The organism is Streptomyces sp. NPDC057543, from assembly GCF_042801895.1.
In the GTDB taxonomy this organism is placed as follows: domain Bacteria; phylum Actinomycetota; class Actinomycetes; order Streptomycetales; family Streptomycetaceae; genus Streptomyces.
Genome location: NZ_JBHVFF010000316.1, coordinates 1 through 9,372, shown reverse-complemented (window position 1 = coordinate 9,372; position 9,372 = coordinate 1). Strand labels below are relative to the sequence as shown.

9 protein-coding genes are annotated in these 9,372 nt (G+C 70.9%); 3 read left to right on the top strand and 6 right to left on the bottom strand.

The window, feature by feature from the left end:
- The 3 genes from ACFU8Q_RS35145 to ACFU8Q_RS35135 all read right to left on the bottom strand — a co-directional run.
- Positions 1–2,548, bottom strand: a 2,548-nt coding sequence (locus ACFU8Q_RS35145) for a beta-N-acetylglucosaminidase domain-containing protein (RefSeq protein ID WP_384462280.1), incomplete at its 3' end; no start/stop codon positions are given.
- A 138-nt stretch (positions 2,549–2,686) separates the two neighbouring features.
- A complete protein-coding gene (locus ACFU8Q_RS35140; protein WP_384462278.1) occupies positions 2,687–3,418 on the bottom strand; it encodes a PIG-L deacetylase family protein in 732 nt (243 codons plus the stop codon).
- A 249-nt stretch (positions 3,419–3,667) separates the two neighbouring features.
- A complete protein-coding gene (locus ACFU8Q_RS35135; RefSeq protein WP_384462275.1) occupies positions 3,668–3,946 on the bottom strand; it encodes a metal-sensitive transcriptional regulator in 279 nt (92 codons plus the stop codon).
- 100 nt (positions 3,947–4,046) lie between these two features.
- Here ACFU8Q_RS35135 and ACFU8Q_RS35130 point away from each other — a divergent pair, with 100 nt between their 5' ends.
- Positions 4,047–4,619: a rhodanese-like domain-containing protein gene (locus tag ACFU8Q_RS35130; protein WP_384462272.1), complete on the top strand. Its 573-nt coding sequence runs from the start codon at positions 4,047–4,049 to the stop codon at positions 4,617–4,619.
- A gap of 68 nt (positions 4,620–4,687) precedes the next feature.
- Here the strand turns inward: ACFU8Q_RS35130 and ACFU8Q_RS35125 are convergent, their stop codons facing one another.
- Positions 4,688–5,983, bottom strand: coding sequence for an alpha/beta fold hydrolase (locus ACFU8Q_RS35125; RefSeq protein WP_384462269.1), 1,296 nt, complete (start codon positions 5,981–5,983; stop codon positions 4,688–4,690).
- Between the two features lie 399 nt (positions 5,984–6,382).
- On the opposite strand from ACFU8Q_RS35125, the gene ACFU8Q_RS35120 reads away from it, so the two are divergent.
- Entirely contained in the window at positions 6,383–7,357 is a 975-nt protein-coding gene (locus tag ACFU8Q_RS35120) for an acetylxylan esterase (RefSeq protein ID WP_384462266.1), read from the top strand.
- 272 nt (positions 7,358–7,629) lie between these two features.
- Here ACFU8Q_RS35120 and ACFU8Q_RS35115 read toward each other — a convergent pair whose 3' ends face one another.
- Together ACFU8Q_RS35115 and ACFU8Q_RS35110 are read right to left on the bottom strand one after the other, a co-directional pair.
- A complete protein-coding gene (locus tag ACFU8Q_RS35115; RefSeq protein WP_384462263.1) occupies positions 7,630–8,076 on the bottom strand; it encodes a nitroreductase family deazaflavin-dependent oxidoreductase in 447 nt (148 codons plus the stop codon).
- A gap of 95 nt (positions 8,077–8,171) precedes the next feature.
- Positions 8,172–8,537, bottom strand: coding sequence for a helix-turn-helix domain-containing protein (locus ACFU8Q_RS35110; protein WP_384462261.1), 366 nt, complete (start codon positions 8,535–8,537; stop codon positions 8,172–8,174).
- A gap of 26 nt (positions 8,538–8,563) precedes the next feature.
- Between ACFU8Q_RS35110 and ACFU8Q_RS35105 the strand changes: the two genes are divergently transcribed.
- Positions 8,564–9,370, top strand: coding sequence for an SAM-dependent methyltransferase (locus ACFU8Q_RS35105; protein WP_384462258.1), 807 nt, complete (start codon positions 8,564–8,566; stop codon positions 9,368–9,370).
- The last annotated feature ends 2 nt before the right edge of the window (positions 9,371–9,372 follow it).

The following is a 9,372-nucleotide window of genomic DNA, read 5'->3' as shown; positions in this document are numbered from 1 at the left end:
GCCACGTTCCGTCGGTGCCGCGCAGCTGGATGTCGGCACGCCCGGCGGACCCGGCAGGCTGCAGAACGGTGACGGACCGCACGGGGCGCGCGGCGAGGAACCCCATCTCCAGCGCCTCCCCGGCCTCCGGAGCGCGGGCCGCCCGGTAGACGGTGCCCGGGTCCCCGTCGGACGCGGCCCGCAGCGAGGATCCGGCCGTGGCGGGCGGGCCTCCGGTGACCGCACCCTCCTCGGCCGGAACGCCGAACTCCCGTACGACGAGCCAGTTGTCCTGGCCGGCGGTCGCCCGCGCCCGCACATAGCGGGCCTTCGTTCCGGCGGGCGCGGTCGCGGTGACGTCCGGCTTTCCGGAGAAGGCGGTGAGCTGCTGCCAGTTCTGTCCGTCGGCCGAGTATTCGAGCACGCCTTGGTGGAGGTAGTCGTCGGTGCTGCCGGGCTTGGCCATGGCGAGGGTGATGTCGCCGATGTCCCGCACCCGGCCCAGGTCCACGGTGACCTGGTCGCCGGCGGCGGGCGCGCGGTCGCTCCAGAAGTAGGTGGAGTCGTCGCCGTCCAGCATCCGGGCGACCGTGTTGCTCTGGTACGTGCCCAGGCTCGTCGCTGCCGAGGGCCGGCCGCTCACGCCGAGAATCCGGTCGTGTTCGGCGCTCGCAGCGTCGATGAACCGGTCCAGCACGCCGTCACCGACGAGGACCGGCACCTTGCGGCCGTCCAGCCCGGTGTAGGTGAACGACTTCGCCGCGGCGACCTGCGCGGGCAGCTGCTGCCGCAGTTCCCAGGCCTGCGCGCCCTTTCCGGCGCGGGCCGCCTCGACCATGCGCAGGGCGGTACGGGCGGCGGTGGCCCAGGACTCGGTGGCGTCCAGCCAGGGACCGGAGTCGGCGATGAAGCCGCGGTCCGGAAGGCTGCCGCGCAACCGGCCGGGTGCGGAGCCGAGCGCACCGAGTACCGAAGTGAGCCGCGCGGCGTCGCCGGACTCCCAGTAGCGGGCGAACTCGGCCGCGAGCTCGGGGGCCTGGTCCTTGTTGAGGGCGGAGCTGTAGTTGACGTCGGCGAAGGCCCGCAGCGCCTTCTCGGTACGGGGGTCGCCGCCCGCGTACTCCTTCAGCCCCTCGCTCCATGAGGTGCGCGGGTCGTACGCGGCGTCGTTCCAGGCGTAGTCGGAAACGGTATGGAGCGCGATCTTCGAAGCGTACGGCTGGATCATCGGGTTGGCGGTGATCCCGGCCAGCTTGCCGGGCAGGCCCTTCTCCCGTCCGTTGAACGGGCCGAGCAGCAGCCGGTTGGTCGCGTAGTCGTTGACCGGGTAGTTGTCCCACGTCAGGATCGGGTGGTTGAAGACCGTGCGGGCGGCCTCGGCCTGGGCGACGGTCATGGTCGGTGCGACAACACCGACGCCGGTCCATTCGACCAGGACACCGGGGTCGAGCTGCTCGGCCAGCGCCTTCTTGTACGGCGACGCGGAGACGTTGTAGTACTCGGTGGGAACCATCTGGAGCGGCTGGGCACCCGGGTGGGTGGCGATGAACTCCTTGTTCACCCGGTTGAGCAGATAGGCCTGCGCCGCGCCCGCCGCACCCCCGCCGGTCCCCCACTTCGCCTTGTCCTCGGCGCAGTTCCAGTCGGTGTAGCTGATGTCGTCGAGCGGAATGGCGAAGGTCCGTACGCCGATGTCCCAGATCGTCTGGAACTTGTCGACCAGGGCCTTGGCGTCGGTGTCCGAGCTGTAACAGACGGAGAGGCCGGGCGAGAGCGCGTACGTGAACTCCACGTGCCGTTCGACGGCCCGGTCGGTGAGCTCCTTGATCCGGGCCAGTTGGTCGGCAGGGTAGGCGTCGCGCCACTTCGCCCGGAGATACGCGTCGTCCTTCGGCGAGTACACGTAGATGTTCATCTTGTGCTCGCCGTAGTAGTCGAGCTGGTCCAGCCGGGCCTCGTGCGACCACGGAGTGCCGTAGAAGCCCTCGATGACGCCGCGCAGTGCGGTGCCGGGCCAGTCGCGTACGGCGAGTCCGGCGACCTTCGCACCCGGATGCTTCACTTGCGGCAGAACCTGACGCAGGGTCTGCGCGGCGTAGTACGTGCCGGTGGTGTCCTTGCCGGCGAGGACGATGTGGTCGGCGCCGATGCCGAGCACGTAGCCGTCGGCGGGCAGTCCGGACGGGCCGTCGAGGTGCTGGGCCGCGAGCGCGGCGGAGTCACCGACATGGACGGTGAGCCCGCTCGTGCCGGGTCTGTCGCTGCGCACGACGCGCTGTGCACCGGCCCGGCGCAGCGCGCTCTCCACCACCTTGAGGGTCGGCTCGTCGGCGGTTGCGCCCGCCACCACGGTGACGGCGGGGCTGATGGTGATCCGGTCGGGACGGTTCTGCACGGACTGCGGGGTCGGCGTGATGGCGGGGGTCCGCTGCCCCGCCGCGGACTTCGCCGGTGCGGCGGTTCCGGGGCCGTCGGCTGCCTGGGCGGGCGGCACCGCGGCCAGCAGACCGCCGGCCAGCACGGTCGCCGCCGTGGCGAGCGCGGTGAAACGGGATGGGCGAGGCGTCACAGGTCCTCCATTGGTCACTCAAGTCACCGGAGTCGCACAACACAACGACACCGAATTCAACATCATGTCGCTTGCATGTCAATGGTCTGGACAACATCAACACCTGGACCTGGAGCTTTGCCCTGCCGGGGCCCGCTTTCAGCGGGCGAAGAGCTCGAACGTGACGGCGGGGCGACCCCCGAACCGCTCGGCCGCGGACTGCGCGTGTCCGGTCAGGAAGGTACGGCAGTAAGCCTCGGGGTTCTCATCCGTCAGCCCTTCGATGTACGTGCGGTGCGCCAGCAGTGATTCCACGGACCGCTCCAGTCCGGGCGTCGCGTCCACGGCGTGGGTGGGGGTGACCGACCCCGCTACCGCGACCCATCGCACCCCGTCCCACGGCGGGAGCCCCGCCCCGGTCAGCTCCGAGAAGATCCAGCGGTTGCCCGCGTCGGCCGCGGCGTCCAGGGCGGCACGGCCGACCGCCCGGTGATCAGGGGAGTTCCAGGCGACGCCGCCCCAGGTGTCGCGGTGGTTGAGCGTGATGACCAGTTCGGGACGGTACCTGCGGATGGCCGCGGCGATGTCGCGGCGCAGCGGGATCCCGTACTCGATCACTCCGTCGCGGTGATCCAGGAACTCCACGGTGGTGACGCCGACGACCGCCGCGCTCGCCCGCTGTTCCCGCTCGCGCAGTGGTGCGCATTCCTCCGCGGGGAGCGAGTCGATACCGGCCTCGCCGCGGGTGGCGAGGAGGTAGGTGACCTCGCGCCCGCCATCGGTCCAGTCCGCGATCGCCGCCGCGCAGCCGTACTCCAGGTCGTCGGGGTGCGCGACCACGGCGAGGGCACGCCGCCAGTCCGCGGGCATGGGCGTCAGCTGCTCCGTCATGCCGGCAGGTTACGACCTCACCCGCGATGGAGAGTGGATCAGCGAGCCGCGTCATACGGCTCCGAAACCAAGGCGGAGGAGGGAAGCGACGCGGAGCGGCGTTGACCGACGACAACACCGGAGGCGGAGTCGCAGGGCGTCGGGAGCCCGCTCTCCATCGCGGGTGAGGTCGTGAGCCGCCTCACCACGCACAACGCGCCGGACCGGGCGGTGAGCGCCCCGTTCGCGGCATCGCCCTCTGCTCCTCGGTCAGGCCAGCGAGAGAAAGAGCTTCTCCAGCCGTGCCCGCATCCGGTCCCGGTCCGCGGACTCACTGCCGCCGTCGGCCATGCAGTGCTGCAGGCCCGTCGCGATGATCGCGAAACCGGCCCGGTCGAGCGCCCGGGAAACGGCTGCCATCTGCGTGATGACGTCCTCGCAGTCCCGGCCCTCCTCGATCATCCTGATGATCCCGGCGAGCTGGCCCTGCGCGCGGCGAAGGCGGTTGAGAACCGACTTCAGTTCGTCGGCCGCCATGTCGAGTTCCACAACATCCTCCTCCTGATACCCCAAGGGGTATTCTAACCGAATGGGGCAGGAGAGCCCGAGTCCCTCCTCGGCCCCGGTGAACGAAAGGAATCAACTGCTCGTGACCAGCCCCGTCTCCCTCTCCCCCGCCCAGGCCGCCGCCCGTCTCGCGGAGTTCACCGTCATCGATGTGCGGGCCCCCGGCGAGTACGCCTCCGGGCACGTGCCCGGTGCCCTGAACATCCCGCTGGACCGCCTCCCCGAGGCCGTGCCCGCCCTGAAGTCCGCCGCTGCCCGCGGCTCGCTGCTCGTGGTGTGCGCCTCCGGCGTCCGCTCCACCCGGGCCTGTGACATTCTCACCGCGGCCGACATCGACGCCGTGACCCTGTCCGGCGGCACCTCGGCCTGGGAGGGCGAGGGCCGCGATCTCGACCGTCCCGCCGGGGCCCGGCCGACCTGGCCGATGGAGCGTCAGGTCCGGCTCGCCGCAGGTTCGCTGGTGGTGGCCGGCCTGCTGGCCGGGGTGCGCTTCCCGGCCGCCCGGTGGGTTGCCGCGGGCATCGGCTCCGGGCTCGTCTTCTCCGCCGTGACCAACACGTGCGGGATGGCGGCGGCCCTGTCGAAGCTTCCGTACAACCGCGCCCCGCGCTCGGCCGCGAACCTGGACGAGACGCTGGACGCCCTCCAGGGCTGACACACCGAGCGAGGGGAGGAGCCGGGCACGCGGGCGCGTGACCGGCTCCTCCCGTTCGCGGGAACCGATCAGACCTCGTCCCGGACCAGGGCGAGCAGCCGGTCCAGTACGCGCGGTCCGCCCGCGCGCAGCCCGTCGTGCTCGTACTCGTTGGTCACCCAGGTACGCAGCCCGCGGATCGCCGCCGCCGTGCGCAGCGCGTGACCGGTGTCGACGTACATGTCGTCGTGGTAGACGGCCGCGGCGACCGGCACCTCGTTGGCGGCCAGCCGTTCGGTGTCGTAGAGCGGCGCCCAGTCGGTACGGGAGGCCAGCAGTTCGGCGGCCTCGCGCAGCGGGCGCAGCGCCGGGTCGACCTCGAAGTGCCAGGGGTGGATGCTCTCACCGGTGAAGAGCACCGGGCCGTCGCCCTTGAGCGCCGTGGCCGCGTCGAACTGGGGAAATTCGGCACGGACCCGCTCGGCGGCCCAGCCGGTGGGCCGCTCGCCCTGACCGTAGATCGCCTCGTGCATCAGCGCGTACAGCGGATGCCCTGCGAACGAACTCGCCGTGCGCATCGCCTCCTGGAACGTATCCGAGAGTTCGGTGCCCAGCGGCGTACGGACGAAGGCGTTCTCCAGCAGGTAGTGCAACTGATGACTGCCGTTGCCACCGCCCAGCATGATCCCGAGGGACTGGAACCCCTCGGGCGTCAGACGGTGCCCCCCGCTTTCCGGGCGGTGCTCCGCGAGGTGAGCGGTGACCTTCCGGGCGCGCTCGACGTCCTGCGGGTAGCGCGCGTAGTGGGCGGCGACCTTGCGCTCGATCCGCGGGTAGGCGGCCCGGTAGACGTCGTCGGCGTGCGCGTCGAGCGAGGGCAGCCCGCCGGTGATCAGGACGGTCCTGAGCCCTTCGGGGGCGGCCGACAGATAGCGGACGGCGCAGAAGCCGCCGAAGGACTGACCGAGGACCGTCCACGGCTCGCCACCGGTCAGCTGCGGGCGGATGAGCTCACAGTCGCGCACGATGTTGTCGGCCCGGAAGTGGGCGAGGTAGTCGGCCTGCTCGCGCGGACCGCCGCGCAGCGGCAGGGTCTGCCGGTTGGCCGGGGTGGACAGGCCGGTGCCTCGCTGATCGAGGAGCAGCACCCGGAACTCCTCCACCGCCCTTCCCAGCCATGCCTCCGCGCCGACGAAGCGCCGGGCGCCGAAGCCGGGGCCACCCTCCAGATAGACCAGCCAGGGCAGTTCCTCACCGGCCCTGCCGCTCGCCACGGCTTCCCTGCCGAAGATCTCGATCTGCTCGCCGCCCGGATCGGTGTGGTCGAGCGGGACCGTGAAATAACGGTCGGTGAAGACGATGCCGGGGTGCCGGTAGCTGCTCACAAGGTGCTCCTGAATCAGATGTGCCACGGACAGTTCAGCACACGGCCGTGACACCGGGATTCGCGGCCCGTGTGCGGCATGTCCGGGGCCCTCCTGCCGTGCGGGCGTGGTCCGGTTCGAGCAGTTCGGCAAGGTCTGTCCGGACGGTACCAGCCCGGTCGACGGCCTTTCCTTCGAGAACGCGGAGGGGGACCTGCACGGCTGGGTGTCGGCGGTTCACCGGGCGGACCCGGCGATTCGGTAGCCAACCGTGAGGGCCGGTCCGGTGCCCGCCAAGAGTTCGGGCCCAACTTCTTCCCGGCGCAACGGCACCCTCGTCCGCGCGCCGCCGGCACCCGTACCGTGTGATCAACCATCCCCACGGGTGATCACTCACCCCTGCGAAGAAGGCGGTTCCGCATGTCCCTGTTCGATCTGCCCCTCGACCAGTTGCGCGACTACCGCAGCCGTTCGGTGGAGCCGGAGGACTTCGACGCGTTCTGGTCCAAGACCCTCGTCGAGGCCAGGTCTCACGACCTCGATGCCCGGTTTGAGCTGCGTACGGGCACGGGGCTGAGCACCGTCGACGTGTACGACGTGACGTTCGCGGGCTTCGGCGGGCACCCGGTCAAGGGCTGGTTCGTTCTCCCGGCAGGCACCACCGAACCGCTGCCGGTGGTCGTGGAGTTCATCGGCTACGGCGGCGGGCGGGGCCTCGCCCACACCCATCTGCTCTGGGCGTCGGCCGGTTTCGCGCACTTCGTGATGGACACCCGGGGCCAGGGCAGCGGCTGGCAGGTCGGCGACACCCCCGACCCGGTGGGCAGCCCGCCCTCGTACCCCGGTTTCATGACCCGGGGCATCGAGGACCCGCACGCGTTCTACTACCGGCGCGTGTTCACCGACGCGGTGCGGGCGGTGGAGGCGGCGCGCTCGCATCCGCTGACCGACGCGGCGCGCACCGCGGCGATCGGCGAGAGCCAGGGCGGCGGCATCACGCTCGCCGTCGGCGGGCTGATACCCGACCTCGTGGCGATCGCGCCGGACGTCCCGTTCCTGTGCGACTTCCCCCGCGCGCTCACCGTCACCGACCGCACCCCGTACCGCGAGGTGGGCAGCTACCTCAAGACGCACCGGGGCCGCGCCGAACAGGCGAGAGCCACCCTGTCCTACTTCGACGGCGTGCACTTCGCCGCACGTGGGCGTGCGCCGGCGCTGTTCTCGACGGCTCTGGAGGACATGACCTGCCCGCCCTCGACCGTCTTCGCCGCCTTCAACGCGTACGCCCACCAGGACAAGGCCATCGAGGTGTACGACTTCAACGACCACGAGGGCGGTGGGCCGTTCCAGGAGGCCGCGCAGCTGGGCTGGCTGCCCGGGAAGCTGACGGCCTGATCCCGAAGTAGGGCCCTGGCCGCGGGGGATGAGGTTCTCGGACTCCGGGTAGGTGCGTGCCACGTCCTCGGCAGCCGTGTCGCCGGCCGACGGAGCGAGGCCATGAAGCCGCTCTGCAGCCTCCAGCGCCTCGGTTGTACGATCCCTCCGCAGGCCGATGCGGGCCGCCGCTCGGCCTGTCCCGACCCGGAACACCACTGACCGTGCCCGGCTCACGAGGCCGCGTCCGGGGGCGCGGCGGGCCTGCCGGCCGCGCCTCCCTCGCGCGGTCGTCAGTGCGGCTCGGCCGCCGGTTCCAGGACGAAGACCGGAATCTGCCGGTCGGTCTTGAGCTGGTAGTCGGCGTAGTCGGGGAACGCCTCGACCGCACGCTGCCACCACACCGCCTTCTCTTCGCCGGTGACCTCACGGGCGTTCATGTCCTGGCGGACGGGGCCGTCCTGCAGTTCCACGTGGGGGTGGGCCACGAGGTTGTGGTACCAGACCGGGTGCTTGGGGGCGCCGCCCTGCGAGGCGACCACGGCGTACGAGCCACTGTGCTCGACCCGCATGAGCGGCGTCTTGCGGATCTTGCCGCTCTTGGCCCCGCGGGTGGTCAGGATGATGACCGGCAGGCCCCGCATCGTGGTCCCCTCCGTGCCACCGGAGCTCTCGAACAGCTCGACCTGGTCGCGGACCCACTGCGCGGGGCTCGGCTCGTACTCGCCCTTGAGAGGCATGGCATCTGTCCCATCGTCGACATTCGGATACGCGGCTGCTCGGACACGCGGACGTGCGGGCGTCGCCCGGTCCGGTTGCCACGAGAACTCTTTCATCATTGCGCCCGCCCCGGGCCGGGCGGATCGCGCGTGTCACGGTGAGGACCGGGCCGACGCCAGTGCTGCGGCGGGTCCAGCCGCAGTTGGAACATGGCTTCGGATCCGGCCTCCGGGTCGTCGAGATCGATGCCCGCCACCACGGCCGGCCGCTCGAGCCGGTAACGGAAAGTGTTGGGGCCGACGTGCGCGGCGGTCACGGCGGCCACGTCGCCGAAGGTGTTCAGCCAGGCCTCCAGCGTGTCCGTGAGGGCGGTGTCGTGCCGAGCGTCGTAGGCGCGGAGCCGGACGACCGGGCCGTCGGCGAGTTCGTCCTCGGCGACGATCCGGTCCGTCAGCTCCTCCAGCAGCGAGGGCGCAGGCACGGAAGGGCACATGTGAGGATCTGGCCATGAACACATCACCGCAGTCGCCGGCCGACGGGCTTCGGACGGACCGGCCTCACTCGGCACGCGTATGGAACTACCTGCTGGGCGGCAGGGACAACTACACCGTCGATCGCCAGATGGGCGACGTGATTCTCGAAGCCTTTCCCGACTTCGCCGATATCGCCCGGCTCCAGCGGGCCTTCCTCGCCCGCGCGGTGCGCTTCCTGACCGTGGAGGCGGGTATCCGTCAATTCCTCGACATAGGCACGGGCCTGCCCACGGCCGACAACACGCACGAGGTGGCGCAGCAGGCGGCCCCGGAGTCGAGGATCGTGTACGTCGACAACGATCCCCTGGTCCTGACCCATGCCCGCGCCCTGCTCTCCAGCACTCCCGAGGGCGCGTGCGCGTATATCGACGCCGACGTCAGGGACGCCGACGCGATCCTTGACGAAGCCTCCAGGACGCTGGACTTCAGCCGGCCGGTCGGGCTCACCATGCTCGGGATCATGGGGCAGCTCCCCGACGAGGATGATCCATGGGCGCTGGTCGACCGGCTGCTCGACGCGCTCCCCACAGGGAGCTACCTGGCCCTCAGCGACGGCACGGACACAAGTGACGCGCTGAACCGGGCCGTCGCCTCCTACAACGCGAACTCGGCCGGCTCGTACCATCTGCGCAGCCCGGAACGGATCTCCGACTTCTTCCACGGTCTGGAGATGGTGGAGCCGGGCGTCGTCCGGACGTCGGCCTGGCGCCCCGATCCCCACCGGAATCCGGCGGACACGCTGCAGGGACACGCCATGAGCGGCGTCGGACTCAAGGTCTGAAG

Coding starts and splice junctions, on each gene's coding strand:
- ACFU8Q_RS35105 (WP_384462258.1), top strand. CDS start 8,564: ATGAACACATCACCGCAGTCGCCGGCCGACGGGCTTCGGACGGACCGG.
- ACFU8Q_RS35140 (WP_384462278.1), bottom strand. CDS start 3,418: ATGACGGAGCAGCTGACGCCCATGCCCGCGGACTGGCGGCGTGCCCTC.
- ACFU8Q_RS35120 (WP_384462266.1), top strand. CDS start 6,383: ATGTCCCTGTTCGATCTGCCCCTCGACCAGTTGCGCGACTACCGCAGC.
- ACFU8Q_RS35115 (WP_384462263.1), bottom strand. CDS start 8,076: ATGCCTCTCAAGGGCGAGTACGAGCCGAGCCCCGCGCAGTGGGTCCGC.